Origin of the sequence: Rhizobium sp. BK049 (assembly GCF_014193135.1) — a bacterium.
Lineage (GTDB): Bacteria > Pseudomonadota > Alphaproteobacteria > Rhizobiales > Rhizobiaceae > Rhizobium.
In genome coordinates, this window is sequence record NZ_JACHYV010000029.1 from 17,170 (window position 1) to 33,947 (window position 16,778).

Below are 16,778 nucleotides of genomic sequence, written 5' to 3' on the forward strand. Positions count from 1 at the left end.
CACTAACTTCCCAAGGACTTAGCAATGCCAGCAAAACAGGAAAGACGCCTTCGCGTCGGCGTGCTCGGAGCCGGTCAGATCGCCCAGGCAGCGCATTTCGAGGCCTGCACGAAGGCCGCAAACGCCGATCTCTATGCTATCTGCGATGTCGCGGACGATTTGCGCGAGCGCATGGTGATCACCCACGGTGCGCAAAAATCGTATAACGACTACGACAAGATGCTGGCTGATCCGGATCTCGATGCCGTCATCATCGCCACGGCCGATGCCTTCCACGTTCCGGCCTCGATTCGAGCACTGGAAGCGGGCAAGCATGTCTTGTGCGAAAAGCCGGTCGGCATCACCGTCGAGGAGTGCGTGGACCTCAAGGCCGCCGTCGAAAAATCCGGCAAGACCTTCCAGGTCGGCCACATGAAGCGCTTTGACGCAGGCCTGCAGGCTGCCAAGTCGTTCATCCGTGACGAGATGGGCGATCTGATCGCGCTGAAGGCTTGGTATTGCGACAATACTCACCGCTACCCAATGACGGATGCGGTGCAGCCACTGATCGTGACCAGCGCACATGCCAAGCGTCCGTCCACGAACCCGAAGGCTGATCTTCGCCGCTACTATATGCTGGCTCATGGCTGCCATCTGATCGATACCGCGCGTTATTTCGCCGGCGATATCGTCTCTGTAAACGCCCGGCTTTCCGAGCGCTCCGGCATCTGGTGCTGGTTCGTTGATGTCGAGTTTGCCTCCGGCACACTTGGTCATCTCGATCTGACGGTTCAGGTACGCATGGACTGGCACGAAGGTTTCCAGATCTATGGCAAGAACGGCAGCATTCTCGGTAAGACCTACAATCCGTGGTATTATAAGTCGAGCGAGGTCGATATCTTCCGCGAGGCAGATGGTGCGACCCACCGCGTTCTCGGCGCCGACGGCCACTTCTACCGACGCCAGGTCGAAGGGTTTGCACGCACTATTCTCGACGGTGCACCGATGGAAGGTGCCGACATCACCGACGGGTTGGCCTCGGTCCAGGCTATGGTTGCGATTGCCCGCTCCGCTGAAAGCGGGAAGCCTGTTGCACTTGCCGACGTCACGGGTGGCCTGTGATGAAGCTCGGGATATTTGCAAAGACCTTTGATGGCAACGATCCCGAAACGGTCCTCAAGGCCGTCGCGGCCGCCGGGTTCGTCTGCGCACAATACAATATGGCCTGTTCCGGCCTGCCATCCATGCCGGAAGTGATTCCTGCGGCGCAGGCCAAAGCGGTAAGCGATGCAGCAGACGCTACCGGCGTGGACGTCGTCGCGGTGTCGGGCACGTACAACATGATCCACCCCGACCCGGCCATTCGCGCCGCCGGTCACGCCAAGCTTGAGATCATTGCCCGCAATTGTGCGGGCATGTCGACCGGGTTCATCACGCTGTGCACCGGCACGCGCGATCCTGTCGATCAGTGGAAGGAGCATCCGGATAACAATACGCCAGAAGCATGGCGCGATCTCTTGGAAGCCATGGAAACGGCAGTCGGTATCGCCGACCGCTACGACGTCGATCTCGGGATCGAACCGGAGCTTGCCAATGTTGTGAATTCGGCGGCTAAGGCTCGGCAACTCATTGACGAAATAAAAAGCCCGCGCATCAAGGTCGTGCTCGACCCGGCCAACCTCTTCGAGATCGCAAGCCTTGAAGAGCAGCGCGCGCTCGTATCGGGCGCCATCGACCTTCTCGCTGATGGCATCGTCATGGCCCATGCAAAGGATCGCAATCCGGACGGCAGCTTCGCGACGGCCGGCAAGGGCGTGCTCGACTACGGCCATTACCTTGGCCGCCTCAGGAGCATCGGCTTTGAAGGCAGCCTGATCACCCACGGTCTGTCGGCAGGCGAAGCGCCCGGCGTCTCGACTTTTCTGAAAAACCATCTGCAGGACGGAGTGGCCTCATGAGCACGGCCATCAGCCCGTTCGAAACCTCCGACGGCACGCTGCTGAATGTCGAAGCAGCTGGCGAAGGGCAGACCGTCGTCTTTCAGCACGGCCTTTGCGGCGATGCTGGCCAGACGCGCGAAGCCTTTCCGACCGAGCCGGGGCTGCGCCGGATAACGGTGGAGGCGAGGTGCCACGGCCGCTCACAGCCGGGCAGGCTTGACAAGCTATCGATCGCGACGTTCGCGGAAGACATTGAATTATACATCGAGCGTAATCTGCAGGCGCCCGTGGTGATCGGTGGCATTTCGATGGGGGCGGCAATCGCGTTACGGCTTGCGGTCAAGCGGCCCGATCTCGTCAATGGGCTCGTGGTTGCTCGCCCTGCGTGGGTTATTGAGGCCGGTCCGGAAAATATGGCGCCGAATGCCGAAGTGGGCAGGCTGTTGAAAGCCATGCCGCCTGAAGAGGCAAAGGTCGCCTTTCTCGACGGATCGATTGGCCGCCGCCTGGCAACGGGCGCCCCTGACAATCTGGTATCGCTTGCCGGTTTCTTTTCACGGGATCCGATCGAGGTGACCGCGGCACTCCTGAGCGCGATTTCCAGCGACGGGCCAGGAGTGACAAAAGCTGAGGTTCGCAACCTTGATGTTCCAACGCTGGTGATCGGTCATGAGAAGGACCTGATTCACCCGCTCACCCACGCGCAAACCCTGGCGCGCATCATACCCGGTGCACGCCTCGTTCAAATCACGCCCAAAGTGGAACACCGGGAGAAGTATGTTGCCGACTTCCGGCTTGCGATGGGCAATTTCCTGAAGAGTCTGAGACATGAGCAAGCCTGACAAAAACTGGATTGCCAGCCTGCCGAGAGACCGATTGATCGCGGAGTTCTCCGTGTGGTCAGCTGATCTCGTACGGCTTGCCGATGATCTCGCGCGTGTGGAACCATTCGTCGACGTCCTGCATATCGATGTCGCCGATGGTCACTTCGCGCCTGCGATGCTCTTCTTTCCTGATCTGGTCGCGGGCGTGCGCAAGGTCTCCTCGCGGCCGATCCATGTTCACCTGATGGTGTCCGACAATGTGCTGTTGCCGCAGATCGAACAATTCGTCGATGCCGGCAGTGATCTCATCAGCATCCATGTTGAGAACGAAGCGGTGGCTGACGCAGCGATCGATCTTCTGGACCGGCGCGGCGTTGCATCCGGCATGGTCCTGCGGGTCGAGTCCCCCGTGGACCGTATCGCCAAATATGTCCCACGCCTGGATTTCGTAACGCTGCTCGGAACGGCCATCGGCGTAAAAGGGCAGGGGCTCGACGGACGGGCCGGCACGCGGCTTGAGGAAGCTGGCCGGATCATAGCGGCCAGCGGCGCGACGCATCGCATCGTTCTTGCTGCCGATGGCGGTATCCGGGAGCATACGGTACCGCTGCTGCGCCGGGCAGGCACGGAGACGGTCGTTCTCGGCTCTCTGGCTTTCAATGCTCCATCGCTTGAAGAGCGGATGGCGTGGCTACGCGCACTCTAACGCACGGTATGAACATGCATCAGATCGCCATCGGGATAGACTTAGGGGGAACTCAGGTGCGCGCGGCCCTCATCGACAAGCACGGCACGATCGTTGCGCGCATGGAGGAGCCGACCGAGGCCCAGGCGGGTCCTGAGCGAGTTCTTTCGCAAATTCACAGCCTCACCGAAAGATTGCTGGCCGCGACCAAGTCTTCCGTGGTCGTTGGCATCGGCGTCTCGACGCCGGGTCCGATCGACACCGTCAGCGGCATCGCGAAGGATATTCCGACCCTTTCAGGCTTTGCGGATTTCCCGTTGAAAGCGGAACTGCAAAAGCGCTTTGCCTTCCCCGTAAGCCTCGAGAACGACGGCATTGCCGCAGCCATCGGAGAATGGCAATTCGGGGCGGGCCGAGGGCTCGAAAATCTTGTTTACGTTACTGTGAGCACGGGCATCGGCGGGGGTGTCGTCGCGGACGGCCGCGTGGTGCGTGGCCGCAAGGGCATGGCCGCGCACATCGGCCACATGTCGGTCGAGCCTAACGGCGCGCTATGCCCCTGTGGCAATCACGGCTGTTTCGAAGCCTATGGTTCCGGCACGGCATTCACCCTGCGCGCCAGGACGCGCGCCATCGGCTGCGAGGAGACGACGCTGGGAAAGAACGGTAGCGAGATCCACGCGCGCGATGTCTTCGTGTCGGCGCGGAACGGCGACGCCCTTGCCAAGAGACTGATTGACGAGGAGGCGGAGATCCTCGGGCGCGGTTTTACCGGCCTGATCCACATCTTCAGCCCCGACATCGTCGTCATGGGTGGCGGGATCTCGCACGAGTTCGAAAGCCTCCAGCCCGGCATCCAGGCCTACATCGGCCAATGGGCAATGCCTGCCTTCAAGGATGTAAAGGTGGTGCGTGCCGCCCTGGGCCAGAATTCTGGCCTTGTGGGGTCGGCTGCGCTTGCCTTTCTGGCGAAACGCCCCGAGGCGGATACCTTCGCGCTTGCTGCGCACAATTGAAAGCAAGAAGGAGAAGAAATGCTGACGATTAACAGATTGAGCCTGGCCGACGCCCGCATTTTGATCGAGGGTGCTCGCGGACGCGCGGAAGAAATCGGAGTACCGATGTGTATCGCTGTGACGGATGAATCGGGGCAATTGATCGCGTTCGAACGCATGGACGGGGGAAAATTACCAGCACCATCATAGCACAGGACAAGGCCTACACTGCCCCCGGCGCCAAGCGAACGACAGAGAGCTATGGAGAAGTCAGCCAACCGGGCAAGCCGGCCTATGGCATCAACTCGGCCATCGGCGGGCGACTGCTGGTCGTGGCTGGCGGCATCCCCGTCATCGTCGACGGTCAGGTCGTCGGCGCCGTTGGGGTCAGTTCTGGAACGCCCGGGCAGGACAAGGATTGCGCCCAGGCAGGAATCGACCTTTTTTCGCGACCTCAGCGCCTGAAAAGTTGCCGATGGCTTGATGCCAGCACGAAGGAGTTAGCCGTACCTGTTCCGGGGATTGGGTCACTGGCCCAAGGTCCCTCCGAGACATAGGTCAACTTCAGCTTTGAAATGCACGCTGGCTTCATCTTCGGTGGTCGGTTCCATAAAACAGCGTTATGTACCAACTCGTTGATTTAGTTCGAGCGCCGGCCTGCCTGTTGCGGGTTGCTGGTTCAGATCCTTTCAAGAGCTCCGCCTAAAGGTGGGGCGCTTGAAGGGTGACGAAAATTAAAGCGCCGGAATAGCTTCCGTCACTCTGTCGCGATAGATTTCACAGCGGACGCGACGACGGCGAGAGCATTCTCATCAAGACCAATTACACCATCCTGCTTTTCACCGATCAGTTTGGGCTTTGCACCGCTGTTGTCCCAAATCCAGGCTCTGTCAGCACGTTCAAGAAACCAAGGGAGTTGATCGAGAGATCTTGCGTAGCGAGCACGTACCTTATCGGCGGGAACGTCATGTCCACCCTTCGCGACGCGTAGCTTGATGCGCTCGATCGATCGTTCCGGACTGTCCAAAACGGTGTAGAAAAGCCATACAGCAAATCCCAAGGCCTCAGCGGCTTCCACAAGACGTCGATATTTATCTGTAGATAACACGGTCTCGACGCCAATTGTTTTATGGACGGCTATGGATGAATGGATCCAGGCCTCGATGCGTTGAACTGCAATCAAATTGGCTTCGGAGAGTGGTTTCTTTTCTACTTCACTGATCCGGGCTGCTAGAAGATCAGGATTGACAATCCATACGGACCGCCCTTCCAACTCAAGATCTGCATTTGCATAGACGCTACTCTTACCGGATCCGTTGGGTCCTGCAACGATCAGAAAGACCGGCTGCTCAAGCTTTTGCAGGAGCACGGTCGACGACGCCTGTCACAGCTTTGTTATCACGGCGAGCCTTGGCCACATTCTTGCTGAAGACGTAGGTGATGTCTTGTCCAAATGTTTGGCTTTTCGCGTCAATCGTGCGCACAGTGACGAACTGCCCGCTGCTCGAATCGCGAACTCGCTTCTCCGTCACCGCGTTGCCACGCACTCCGGAGTTTGGGCCACCAAGCTTTTTGACGACGACTTTTGCCATGTTTACTCCAATTCTTCACGGTCCAATATAGCAAGCATCATCGAGCCCGAAAAGACCAATCCGAGCAGGTTGCGGATGGGATTGTTGGACGGCAGCCGGCCGGTCGAGATACGAGCAACCAGGTTGCAGAAGCATCGTGCAAGCTGCCTGCGCGCATTCTGCTTGGCCAAGTTCCCCAGTGTGGACAATGCTCCCGCGCGCGTGATGGAGTTCAAAGATACTTTGCTGAAAGGCAGACACTGCGGGAACTCTCTTCAGGCATATTCCGGCGCGGCGCCTGATGCGTTCTGCTACACTTGGCTGATAGTCATCTCTATTGCGGTTGCCGGATGCCATTTACCTCCAGCGGCATACCAGGCGACAGATTGTGTCGAGGAGTGACGCCTTAAACGGGACTTTACCACCATCTGCGCGTAACTCCCGTGGTGTGGGTTGCCGAATAACGATTCCGTGACGTTCATTGTCGTCATCCCACGTCGCTTGACTGCGACCAGAAAATGCAATCCAAAACGGCGATGCCGCAACGGTTTCGTCGGTGCGCTTGTACAGATTTTCTTTGAAAGTCTTCTTATATTCCGTCTCGGCTGCAAGGTGATCCTCGCGAATCTTGATTAGTCGGTCACCTCCCTCGACGAATTTTGCTATTTTAACGACAATCCGATCGGCGTTGGTCCGGGCAAGATTGATTTGGCTCAAGTCAGCAAAACGTTCCCGTAGAGCAATAGACCGCAGACCGTCGTAATACATGAAACAACGCATCGTCGGCCCGGCGTACAGATCCTCTCGGCCGCCGGCCAGCCAAAAGGCGAGCAGCGAGTGTCCAACCATCGCCGCTTCTAAAAAATCCATAGGATCTTTCAGGTTGAAGAAATCACCCATCATCCTACGCAATTCTCGATCAACAAAAAGGCAAAGCGAGCCCACGCCGCCACGACGGTCTGCATCTAGTTCCTCGAGAAAGCGGGACCCGCTAATGTTGGTCTCCACTTTTTCCTTGTGGCCATAAAGGCCATGAGAATACTCATGGGCGAGAGCAGTAACCACTGCAGCAACCACGAACGCCATCGGGTCATAATTACGTGCAGGAACCTCGTGCACACTGACAATTAGGTCGAAAAGCCGCTCTACCGAGGCCAGTGCTATTCGCGCGTAGTAGAACAACTCGCCGTCCTTCTTATTCATACCCGCCGGCCCGTTTGGCTCTCCACTCGGGTCAAGGACGAACGTAAATTCAGCCTTAGCTTCTTCTTGAGACGAGGTCGAAACATATCGGGAGATTGTTGCCAAGATAGTCGCCGTCTGCCGGACAAGGCGGTCAGCTCTTACGACGTCTTGCGAAGTATGGCGCTGCGGATCGCTAAGATACGCTTCGGCGAGAGCGGCTGCGGCATCGTCGGTCAATTCAGGCATTGGTTCACCAGCGGAAAAGAAATTGAAGTTGCAGATCGATATCGCAAGGAAGCGAAAGAATTAGCTAAGAACAATTTTTGTGCGCGTTTATGCTCGTCGAAGTTCGCTTAGAGATGACAAGGTCCTCACGGCGACACATTCGCAGCATTGACCCCTCTTAAATATCGCCGCAGGCGCTTCACCGTCGCCACGAGGCCGACGCACAATCTTTCTAATCAGTGTCTGGGATTTTCGTCTCGCTGTGGACGACTGTCCGCCGAACGCCGATCCTGAACTTCGGCAGCGAGAACGGACATCCATGTCATTGCCGCCAGCGATTTGCCATCGGCCGCACTCCCGTTATTCCCCGCCCGGCTAGGCTCCTAAGATTCCTAGATAATGTGCCATAGTGAGGTAACAAGTTTTCGGGTCTTCGGTTCTGATCCCTTCAACTGCCGCAGCTTGGTTTTTCGAGTTGGACGCGGCCTGCACTCTCTATCTCTGGGGTACCTCATTCACTTTCCTGGCGATAGTGTGCGGCGTGTGGACCTGGAATATCTTCTCCCCAGGCCTCCCTGTGGCGCTGGTGGCGGGACTGATCATCTCGGAAACGGCTTTCGGTCTCATTGGGTGCCTTGTTGTTCATGGCCGATGGCCGAACATAATGGAAACTACCGGCGTGGCGGTAATGATCGCCGGCGTCGTTTTGGCGACCCCCGTCTTCCATAGTTAGCGGCCCAGATTGAAGATGGCTTTGGCCCGAATGCCTTGAATTGGCGACCCTTCGCAGGGTCGTAAGTGCCCATCCTACATTAGCCGTCTCCGTCCGAGATTAGCGGCGTTCCATTAAGTTTTATGGCCACGGACGCACGAAATCAGCCCCACGCCCGCCGGATTGCGTCCAAGGCTGCCAATATTGTCGGATCTTGGACGCGAGCCTCCAGGCAAAGGAAACTCAGTGTCGTCGAGATTTTGATATTCTCAGCGATGACAAGGCCGTGTGCCTGTTGTTCATGAAGGGCAATCGACTCTCGGCAAAGGCTCAATCCCACCCCTGTCCGGACCATGGCGACCATGGACGTCTCCTGATCCACCTGGGCGACGATATTTTGCCGGACGCCTAAATCGGCAAACAAGCGCGACAGCAATCGATTGTGGACCGAGGCCTGTGGTGTGCCGATCCAGGGAAGCGATGCGAGTTGCGGCCAATCGGCGCCGCGCACGAAACCGGCAAGCGCTGGCGGAGCGACGACGCGATAGGTCAATTGTGCCAATTCACGGGCATGAAACAGCGGCGCGGCGTTTTCGCCGGCCCTATCGGCGGAAGGATCGTAGTCGCTTGGGTCGCCGAGAAAGAAACCGGCATCGAGTTCATTTCGCCTTAGCCTCTCCGGAACATCGCCGCTCATTCCGTGACGCAGCGTGGTTTCGATGCCCGGTCCGCTTTCGATAAGCGCCTTCAGAAACGCGCCCAAGCGGGTGAATTCCGGATCGATGATCGTGCCGATCCGCAATTTTCCCCGGACGCGTGTCGATAGATGTCCGGCCGTCTGGCCGAAATCCGTCAGCGCCGCCAGCACCTGTTCGGCCTTGGCAGCGAGCAGCGCGCCCTCCTGCGTCAGCTCCAAACCCGTGGAGGTTCGCTGGAACAGGAGGAGGCCGGTCTCTGCAGCAAGACGTTTCAGTTGCAGCGTCACGGCCGGTTGGGTGACATGCAATAGCTCCGCGGCGCGGGTGACATTGCCCTCCCGTGCGACGGTGACGAATGCCCTCAATGTTCTCAGGTCGGCCGACTGCAGCATATTAGTTTCATTTATAATGCCTTCTATCATTTGTCATTGGATTTTCCGGCTGAACCTCCGCTATGGCATTGAACACTGTAGGCAGGGAGGCTGGCATGCAGCGGCAGGATGTCGAAGCTTATGAGTATGCGTGGTTCCGTCTGAACGGGCGGGCAGTACAATGACCCGGGACGCTTCCCTCTCTTCCCATGATGCTTTTGATTATATCGTTGTCGGCGGCGGCTCAGCCGGTTGCCTGCTCGCCAACCGCCTCAGCCGCGATCCGGCGATGCGTGTTCTGCTGCTGGAAGCCGGTCGCAAGGATGACTATCCGTGGATCCATATTCCCGTCGGCTATCTTTATTGCATCGGCAATCCGCGCACCGACTGGCTGTACAAGACCGAGCCGGATGCCGGCCTGAACGGTCGGTCGCTGCGCTACCCGCGCGGCAAGACGCTCGGCGGCTGCTCCTCCATCAACGGCATGATCTATATGCGCGGCCAGGCGCGCGACTTTGACGGCTGGGCCGCGGAAACCGGAGACGCGGCGTGGAACTGGCAGAACTGCCTGCCGGATTTCAAGGCGCATGAGGATCATTACCGGCTGGACGCCGGCGCGGATCCGAAGACCGGCGGCAACAGCCGTTTCTCCGACATGCACGGCCATGGGGGCGAGTGGCGGATCGAGAAGCAGCGGCTGAAATGGGACATTCTCGAATCCTTCGCCGAGGCCGCAGTCGAGGCCGGTATCCCTCGCTCCGACGATTTCAACAGCGGCGACAACGAGGGCGTCGGCTATTTCGAGGTCAACCAGCGCTCAGGTTGGCGCTGGAACACGTCGAAAGCCTTCCTCCGTCCCGTTAAAAACCGTCCGAACCTGACGATCTGGACGCAATCCCATGTCGAACGGCTGATCCTGGAAACCGAGGGTTCCGGCCGCAAACGTTGCGCCGGGGTCGTGGTCCGACGGCAGGGGCAGCGGGCAGAGGTTCAGGCGCGCCGGGAGGTCATCCTGTCCGCGGGCGCAATCGGCTCGCCGCAAGTACTGCAACTGTCGGGTATCGGCCCCGCCAGACTGCTGAAGCGCCATGGCATTGAGGTCGTGCATGACTTGCCGGGTGTCGGGGAAAATCTCCAGGACCATCTGCAGATTCGCGCCGTCTTCAAGGTCGGTAATGCAAAGACGCTGAACACGCTCGCCAGCAGCCTGTTCGGCAAGGCGATGATCGGGCTCGAATATGTTCTGAAACGCAGCGGCCCGATGAGCATGTCGCCCTCGCAACTCGGCGCTTTCACCCGGTCGGACGACAGCCAGGCGCACGCTAACCTAGAATATCACGTCCAGCCGCTCAGCCTCGACGCTTTCGGCGAGCCGTTACACAGCATACCCGCTTTCACCGCGAGCGTCTGCAATCTCAACCCGACCAGCGTCGGAAGCGTGCTCATTCGCTCCGATAAGGCGTCGGACGCCCCGGCAATAGCGCCGAACTATCTCAGCACGGAAGACGACCGCCGCATCGCCGCTGAAAGTCTGCGGCAAGTGCGTAAAATCGTGTCGCAGCCGGCATTGGCCAAATACCAGCCTGAAGAATGGAAGCCCGGCTTGCAGTTCCAGAGCGACGAGGAGTTGGCGCGGCTGGCGGGCGATATCGCCAACACCATTTTCCATCCGGTCGGGACAACGAAGATGGGACGTGACGACGATCCGATGGCGGTGGTGGACAGTCGTCTTAAGGTGCGCGGTGTCGATGGCCTGCGCGTCGTCGACGCGGGCATCATGCCGAAAATTACCAGCGGCAACACCAATGCGCCGACGCTGATGATTGCCGAAAAGGCAGCCGGCTGGATCGTCGCCGATGCGCGTGCGTAGTAAATTGTTGGGGAGACAAGAGCAATGACATCGATCGCACGTTCCGCGCTTCCGCTTTCCGGCGTTCGGGTGGTTGATTTCGGGCAATATATCGCCGGCCCGGCCGTGGCCATGATCCTTGGCGATCTCGGCGCGACCGTCGTGCATGTCGATCCGCCTGGCGGTCCACTCTGGGACAATCCGGCCAATGCCATCCTCAACCGCAACAAGCTGATCGTCACCCTCGACCTCAAGACGGAACAGGGGCTGAATGAGGCGAAAGCGCTGGTGGCCGAGGCCGATATTGTCGTCGAGAATTTTCGCCCTGGCGTGCTTGCCCGGCTTGGGATCGATTTTGCGGCGCTGCGGACGGCACGGCCGGAGCTGATCACCCTGTCGATCCCAGGCTTCGCCTCCGACGACGAGCTTCGCCGGGATTGGCGGGCCTTCGAGACGGTGATCGCGGCCTCGTCCGGCATCTTTACGGATATGGGCCTCAATCGCGTCCTGATGGGCATCAACCCGTCCTTTTCGCCGCTGCCGCTGTCTTCCGCCTATGGCACGATGCTTGCGGCGTCCGCGACGGTGCTGGCGCTTCAGGCGCGCGAGCGCACGGGGCACGGCGACCACATCGAAGTGCCGCTGGCAAGCGCCGTCATGGAAGGCCTTTCCTACAATTCCATCCTGATCGACGATTATCCGCTGCGCTACCAGACACAGCGCGAGCGGGAAATCGAGCGCCGGCGCGCAGAAGGCCTGCCGATGGATATGTCCTATGACGACCTCCAAGAATTCCTCGATCCCTTCTATCGCAGTTATATGTGCGCCGACGGGCGGATGTTCTACGTGGTCTGCCCTAGCCACAAGAACCATGCGAAGCGCTGCCTGCAAGCCCTCGGCATCTACGACGAACTGGTCGCTGAAGGTCTGCGCGAGGAGGAAGACACCTACCTTCCGGTCTCGCAGTGGTCGTCGGACGTGTCGCTTGGCGTCTACCCGCTTCCGAAATTCTGGGCCGACAAGATCGCGGCCCGCATGAAGCAGGTTTTCCTGACCAGAACGGCGGCCGAATGGGAACGCGTATTCGGGGAGGGGTTGTTTCCGGGTGCGCCGCAGCGCTGGCTGAAGGAATGGATCGCCGACGATCATGCCAAGGCCGCCGGCCTGATGATCGAGGTGGACGATCCGACCCTGGGCCGGATGACCCAGCCGGGGCCGCTGGCCTGGCTGCAGGAGGGCGCCGAAGCCATGCTGACGCCAAGCCCGAGGCGCTGGGGGACCTTTGAGGACGCTCTGGCGATGCTTTCGGGCGTGGAGCGCCCGTCCTTGCCGGCGCCGACGACCGACGCCCACGGGGGCTGGCTGGACGGCGTCAAAGTGCTCGATCTGTGCAACGTGATAGCCGGTCCACACTCGGTCGCCTATCTCGCCCGCTTCGGCGCGGAGGTGATCAAGATCGACCCGGCCAAGCCGCTCTATGACTGCTGGAACACCGTGATCTTTGGCATGTCCCACATGCGCGGAAAGCAGTCCGTGCTGCTGAATATCGGTTCGCCCGATGGCCGTGTCGTCTTCGAGGAACTGGTGCGCTCCGTCGATGTCGTGGTCTGGAACGCCACCGACCGCCAGGTCAAGGCAATGGGGCTCGATGCCGAAAGCCTGAAGGCGCTCAATCCGCAGGCCATCTTCTGCCAGCTCGATTGCTTCGGTGGCGTGCGCACGGGGCCGCGCACCGACTATCTCGGCTATGACGACCTCGTGCAATCGGCGACCGGCATCATGCTGCGCTTCGGCGGCTCGATGGATACGCCGGAAGAGCATGCCCATGTCGGCACCATCGACGTCATGTGCGGTTTCGGGGCAGCGTTGGGAATTGCCGCCGCCCTCTACCAGAAGTCCATAACCGGGATCGTCGGCCGCCCGCGCACGTCGCTGTCGGCGCTGACCGGCCTCGCGCAGATACCGTTCTGCTACGACTATGCCGGGCGCGGCCCGTTCGACGAGCCGTCCGGCCGAGACACCAAGGGGTATCATGCCCTGTCGCGGCTCTATGAAACGGCAGGCGGCGATCACCTTCTTTTGTGCGCTTCGGAAGCCGATCTTCCGCGCTTCAGCAAGGTTGAAGGTCTGAGGGGGATTGTCGAGATGGCCGCGTCCGATCGCGAGGCCTATCTGGCGAAAGCCTTCCTGACCGCGCCGGTGGAAACCTGGCAGCAGCGCCTGCGGGAAGCCGATATCGGCGTATCGTTCTGCGAGAACATCGAAACGATCCGCAGCCGCAGTGCCCGCATTGCCGACGGCACGCCCGGGATCGACCGGGGCAGCTACTCCTTCTCCATCTTCCCGGACCATCCGAGCGGCCATACCGTCACGCAGCTCGACCCCTTCGCCGTCCGGCCGGCTGTCGGCGAGGTCAAGGCTGTCACGCCGGCAGAAAAGTACGGAGCCTCCACGCGCGCCGTGCTGCGGACCCTGAACTACACCGAAGCCGAGATCGATCGGCTGATTGCCTCCGGTGCAATCAGCGAGACCTGGAGCGAGGAATATCTGCCGAGCTAGCAGGAACCGGCGGCTTCGGGTTCTGAGGAGGATACCAAAGCCGCTCGCAGCCCGCCGAGATATGCGATGGCGTCGACGGGCATGGAATTTCGACATCGCACATAGGGAGGAAGTGCCATGAAAGAACTCTTCGCCTCGACATGCCTTACAGCAGCGATGCTGACCTTTGGCAGTTCGGCGCAGGCTGCGGATTGCGGCGACGTCACCATCGCCAGCATGAACTGGCAGAGTGCGGAAGTGCTCGCCAGTCTGGATAAGTTTATCCTGACCGAGGGCTACGGTTGCAACGCCGAAATCATACAGGGCGATACCGTTCCGACCATCACCTCGATGACCGAGAAGGGGCAGCCCGACATCGCGCCCGAGGGATGGGTCGATCTTCTGCCCGATGTCGTCAATGCCGGCGTTACAAACGGCAAGCTCGTCGTTGCATCGACCGTGCTGACCGACGGCGCGGTACAGGGCTGGTGGATGCCGAAATACCTTGCCGACGCTCACCCGGACATCAACACGATCGATGATGTCCTCAAGCATCCGGAGCTCTTTCCTGATCCGGAAGACGCGTCGAAAGGTGCGGTCCACAATGGCCCGCAGGGCTGGGGTGGTACGGTCGTGACCTCGCAGCTTTACAAGGCCTACGGCGGCGAAGCGGCGAATTTCACGCTCGTCGACACGGGTTCGGCGGCCGGCCTCGACGGATCGATCGCCAAGGCCTACGAGCGCAAGGAAGGCTGGGTCGGCTACTATTGGGCCCCGACAGCGCTCCTCGGCAAGTACGATATGGTCAAGCTCGACTATGGCGTGCCGCATGATGCGGCCGAGTGGAAGCGCTGCAACACGGTCGCGGATTGCCCTGACCCGAAAAAGAATGAATGGCCGAAGGACAAGGTCCAGACGCTCGTCACCAAGGGCTTCTCGGAGCGTGCTGGTGAGGACGTGATGGGTTATCTCAACAAGCGCGCCTGGTCGAACGACACAGTCAACAAACTCATGGCCTGGATGACCGACAACCAGGCAAGCGGCGACGACGGTGCCAAGCACTTCCTCCAAGAGAACAAGGCCATGTGGAAGGAATGGGTGTCGCCTGAGGCAGCCGAGAAGATCAAGGCGGCGCTTTGATCGAGTTCAAGTCGTTGCCGGCGCCTATCGCGCCGGCAACGAACGGCGCTCCGGAGGATGCGCTCGCCATTATCGAGGAGGATAGATTTTGGATTGGCTGTTCAGCTTTCCACACATAGACGATACGTCTCTACGCAATCTCAAGAAAGCGATCGATGAAGGGTTTCGCGGCTTCACGCGTGCCTATGGCGACGGACTTGAAGCAATCTTCGAGCCGCTGCAGCATTTTCTGATCTGGTCGGAACGTTTCATGACGAAGACGCCCTGGCCGATCATCCTGCTTCTCATTGCCGCCGTCGCGTGGTTCGCGAGCCGTAACTGGAAGATCGTCGCCGGCACGGTCGTGACGCTCCTGCTCATCGGCTATTTCGACATGTGGGACGACACGATGAAGACGGTCTCGATGATCTTCGTTTGCACCGTGATGTCGATCGTTGTCGGTATTCCGATAGGCATAGCCATGTCCCGATCGGACCGCGTTCAGAACATGGTCAATCCGGTGCTGGATGTGATGCAGACCATGCCGAGCTTCGTCTACCTGATCCCGGTCGTCATGCTGCTCGGCATCGGCAAGGTGCCTGGCCTCATCGCCGTCGTTATCTACGCCATTCCGCCGATGATCCGCCTCACCAATCTCGGCATCCGCCTCGTCGACAAGGATGTGCTGGAAGCCGCCGACGCCTTCGGGTCGTCGGGCTGGCAGAAGCTGAAGAACGTGCAGATGCCACTGGCGCTGCCCACCATCATGGCCGGCATCAACCAGACGATCATGATGGCGCTCGCCATGGTTGTCATCGCTTCGATGATCGGCGTGCAGGGCCTAGGCCAACCCGTTCTGAAGGCGATCTCCAACCAGTATTTTACGCTCGGCATCTTCAACGGCCTTGCCATCGTCGGCATCGCAATCATCTTCGACCGCGTCAGCCAGGCCTTTGGCACACGCCTTCAAAAGCACCGGGAGGTGGTTCATGGGTAACAAGAAAATCGGTGGCTCCGGCATCGAAATAAAAAACCTCTACAAAATCTTCGGTCCCAACGGCGCGGATTGCGTAAAGCTCATCGAGCAGGGTGTAACGAAGACGGAACTGAACGCGAAACATGGCCATGTCCTTGGTCTGAAAGACATCAACATCTCCATGCCTGCCGGTGGCATTCAGGTGATCATGGGTCTTTCGGGATCGGGGAAGTCCACGCTCATTCGCCACATCAACCGCCTTATCGATCCGACCTCAGGTGAAGTCGTCATCGGTGACGAGGATGTGGTCAAGATGGATGCCATGCAGTTGCGCGAGTTCCGGCGGCATCAGACCGCCATGGTGTTCCAGAAGTTCGCGCTTCTTCCGCACCGCACCGTCCTGGAAAACACCCTTTATGGCCTGGAGATACAAGGGGCGCCACGGAACCGGCAGGTTGACTGTGCCATGCGATGGATCGAGCGGGTGGGGCTGAAGGGTTTTGAGGGCAAATATCCCAATCAATTGTCTGGCGGCATGCAACAGCGCGTCGGTCTCGCCCGTGCGCTGGCGAACGATGCCCCGATCCTCCTGATGGACGAGGCGTTTTCGGCGCTGGACCCGCTCATTCGTGTCGACATGCAGACTGTTCTCCTCGACCTGCAGAAGGAGATCAAAAAGACGATCGTTTTCATCACCCATGATCTGGACGAGGCGCTGAGGCTCGGGGACCGCATCGCGATTTTGCGGGATGGCGAAGTCGTGCAGCAGGGTACCGGGCAGGATATCGTGATGAACCCGGCCGACGATTACATCGCCAGCTTCGTCCGGGAAGTGAACCGCGCGCGCGTCATCAAGGTCGAGACTGTCGCCACAGCGCCCAACGGCTCGTCCGGCGAGCTGAAGATTTCGGTGCAGGCCGGCGCCACGCTGGAGGAGGCGGTGAGAGCGATGACGCTGGCCGGGACAAGCGAGATCGCCGTCGTCGATGTCGACGGTCAGGCCATAGGCGCGTTGACGCTTCCCCAGGCGGTTCATGCCATGGTCAATGCGCAAGTTGCCTGCGGAACGACCGACGCCAAGAAAGTTGCCTAGGAAGGAAATCCAGAAATG

Annotated in this window: 14 protein-coding genes and 1 pseudogene; 11 read left to right on the forward strand and 4 right to left on the reverse strand. The window is 59.6% G+C overall.

Annotated features, from left to right (window positions below; genetic code table 11):
- Positions 1 to 24 precede the first annotated feature (24 nt).
- From FHT70_RS25095 to FHT70_RS25120, 6 genes and pseudogenes are all read left to right on the forward strand, one after another.
- Complete coding sequence (locus FHT70_RS25095) at positions 25 to 1,101, forward strand: Gfo/Idh/MocA family oxidoreductase (protein WP_183705538.1); 1,077 nt, start codon at positions 25 to 27, stop codon at positions 1,099 to 1,101.
- On the forward strand, positions 1,101 to 1,937 hold the full coding sequence (locus tag FHT70_RS25100) for a sugar phosphate isomerase/epimerase (protein WP_183705629.1): 837 nt from the start codon (positions 1,101 to 1,103) through the stop codon (positions 1,935 to 1,937). The genes FHT70_RS25095 and FHT70_RS25100 overlap by 1 nt, the downstream gene beginning before the upstream one ends.
- Positions 1,934 to 2,761: an alpha/beta hydrolase gene (locus tag FHT70_RS25105; protein ID WP_183705539.1), complete on the forward strand. Its 828-nt coding sequence runs from the start codon at positions 1,934 to 1,936 to the stop codon at positions 2,759 to 2,761. Before FHT70_RS25100 ends, FHT70_RS25105 begins: the two co-directional genes overlap by 4 nt.
- Positions 2,748 to 3,449: a ribulose-phosphate 3-epimerase gene (locus FHT70_RS25110; protein WP_183705541.1), complete on the forward strand. Its 702-nt coding sequence runs from the start codon at positions 2,748 to 2,750 to the stop codon at positions 3,447 to 3,449. The genes FHT70_RS25105 and FHT70_RS25110 overlap by 14 nt, the downstream gene beginning before the upstream one ends.
- 14 nt (positions 3,450 to 3,463) lie before the next feature.
- Positions 3,464 to 4,444 carry an ROK family protein gene (locus tag FHT70_RS25115; RefSeq protein ID WP_183705631.1) on the forward strand — a complete coding sequence of 327 codons (981 nt, stop codon included), beginning with the start codon at positions 3,464 to 3,466 and terminating at the stop codon, positions 4,442 to 4,444.
- Between the two features lie 18 nt (positions 4,445 to 4,462).
- A pseudogene (locus tag FHT70_RS25120) lies at positions 4,463 to 4,980 on the forward strand (heme-binding protein).
- A 200-nt stretch (positions 4,981 to 5,180) separates the two neighbouring features.
- Here FHT70_RS25120 and FHT70_RS25125 read toward each other — a convergent pair.
- The 4 genes from FHT70_RS25125 to FHT70_RS25140 form a co-directional block, all read right to left on the reverse strand.
- Positions 5,181 to 5,792: a zeta toxin family protein gene (locus FHT70_RS25125; RefSeq protein WP_176536329.1), complete on the reverse strand. Its 612-nt coding sequence runs from the start codon at positions 5,790 to 5,792 to the stop codon at positions 5,181 to 5,183.
- Positions 5,773 to 6,015 (reverse strand): hypothetical protein, encoded by a 243-nt coding sequence (locus FHT70_RS25130; protein WP_097600190.1) that lies wholly within the window; start codon positions 6,013 to 6,015, stop codon positions 5,773 to 5,775. Before FHT70_RS25130 ends, FHT70_RS25125 begins: the two co-directional genes overlap by 20 nt.
- Positions 6,016 to 6,351: 336 nt before the next feature.
- Entirely contained in the window at positions 6,352 to 7,425 is a 1,074-nt protein-coding gene (locus FHT70_RS25135; RefSeq protein ID WP_183705543.1) for a hypothetical protein, read from the reverse strand.
- 854 nt (positions 7,426 to 8,279) lie between these two features.
- Entirely contained in the window at positions 8,280 to 9,206 is a 927-nt protein-coding gene (locus tag FHT70_RS25140; RefSeq protein ID WP_097600187.1) for a LysR family transcriptional regulator, read from the reverse strand.
- Between the two features lie 160 nt (positions 9,207 to 9,366).
- Here FHT70_RS25140 and FHT70_RS25145 point away from each other — a divergent pair, with 160 nt between their 5' ends.
- The 5 genes from FHT70_RS25145 to FHT70_RS25165 all read left to right on the forward strand — a co-directional run bounded on the left by FHT70_RS25145 (position 9,367) and on the right by FHT70_RS25165 (position 16,760).
- On the forward strand, positions 9,367 to 11,055 hold the full coding sequence (locus tag FHT70_RS25145; protein WP_183705545.1) for a GMC family oxidoreductase N-terminal domain-containing protein: 1,689 nt from the start codon (positions 9,367 to 9,369) through the stop codon (positions 11,053 to 11,055).
- A gap of 24 nt (positions 11,056 to 11,079) precedes the next feature.
- A complete protein-coding gene (locus FHT70_RS25150; RefSeq protein ID WP_183705547.1) occupies positions 11,080 to 13,593 on the forward strand; it encodes a CoA transferase in 2,514 nt (837 codons plus the stop codon).
- A 117-nt stretch (positions 13,594 to 13,710) separates the two neighbouring features.
- Positions 13,711 to 14,712: an ABC transporter substrate-binding protein gene (locus FHT70_RS25155; protein WP_183705549.1), complete on the forward strand. Its 1,002-nt coding sequence runs from the start codon at positions 13,711 to 13,713 to the stop codon at positions 14,710 to 14,712.
- A gap of 88 nt (positions 14,713 to 14,800) precedes the next feature.
- Positions 14,801 to 15,688: a proline/glycine betaine ABC transporter permease gene (locus tag FHT70_RS25160; RefSeq protein WP_183705551.1), complete on the forward strand. Its 888-nt coding sequence runs from the start codon at positions 14,801 to 14,803 to the stop codon at positions 15,686 to 15,688.
- On the forward strand, positions 15,681 to 16,760 hold the full coding sequence (locus FHT70_RS25165) for a glycine betaine/L-proline ABC transporter ATP-binding protein (protein WP_183705553.1): 1,080 nt from the start codon (positions 15,681 to 15,683) through the stop codon (positions 16,758 to 16,760). Before FHT70_RS25160 ends, FHT70_RS25165 begins: the two co-directional genes overlap by 8 nt.
- Positions 16,761 to 16,778 lie beyond the last annotated feature (18 nt).

Bases quoted from the DNA above. Each gene is read 5' to 3' on its own strand.
- FHT70_RS25140 (WP_097600187.1), bottom strand. From the start codon at position 9,206: ATGCTGCAGTCGGCCGACCTGAGAACATTGAGGGCATTCGTCACCGTC.
- FHT70_RS25105 (WP_183705539.1), top strand. From the start codon at position 1,934: ATGAGCACGGCCATCAGCCCGTTCGAAACCTCCGACGGCACGCTGCTG.
- FHT70_RS25115 (WP_183705631.1), top strand. From the start codon at position 3,464: ATGCATCAGATCGCCATCGGGATAGACTTAGGGGGAACTCAGGTGCGC.
- FHT70_RS25155 (WP_183705549.1), top strand. From the start codon at position 13,711: ATGAAAGAACTCTTCGCCTCGACATGCCTTACAGCAGCGATGCTGACC.
- FHT70_RS25100 (WP_183705629.1), top strand. From the start codon at position 1,101: ATGAAGCTCGGGATATTTGCAAAGACCTTTGATGGCAACGATCCCGAA.
- FHT70_RS25130 (WP_097600190.1), bottom strand. From the start codon at position 6,015: ATGGCAAAAGTCGTCGTCAAAAAGCTTGGTGGCCCAAACTCCGGAGTG.
- FHT70_RS25095 (WP_183705538.1), top strand. From the start codon at position 25: ATGCCAGCAAAACAGGAAAGACGCCTTCGCGTCGGCGTGCTCGGAGCC.
- FHT70_RS25110 (WP_183705541.1), top strand. From the start codon at position 2,748: ATGAGCAAGCCTGACAAAAACTGGATTGCCAGCCTGCCGAGAGACCGA.
- FHT70_RS25135 (WP_183705543.1), bottom strand. From the start codon at position 7,425: ATGCCTGAATTGACCGACGATGCCGCAGCCGCTCTCGCCGAAGCGTAT.
- FHT70_RS25165 (WP_183705553.1), top strand. From the start codon at position 15,681: ATGGGTAACAAGAAAATCGGTGGCTCCGGCATCGAAATAAAAAACCTC.
- FHT70_RS25145 (WP_183705545.1), top strand. From the start codon at position 9,367: ATGACCCGGGACGCTTCCCTCTCTTCCCATGATGCTTTTGATTATATC.
- FHT70_RS25150 (WP_183705547.1), top strand. From the start codon at position 11,080: ATGACATCGATCGCACGTTCCGCGCTTCCGCTTTCCGGCGTTCGGGTG.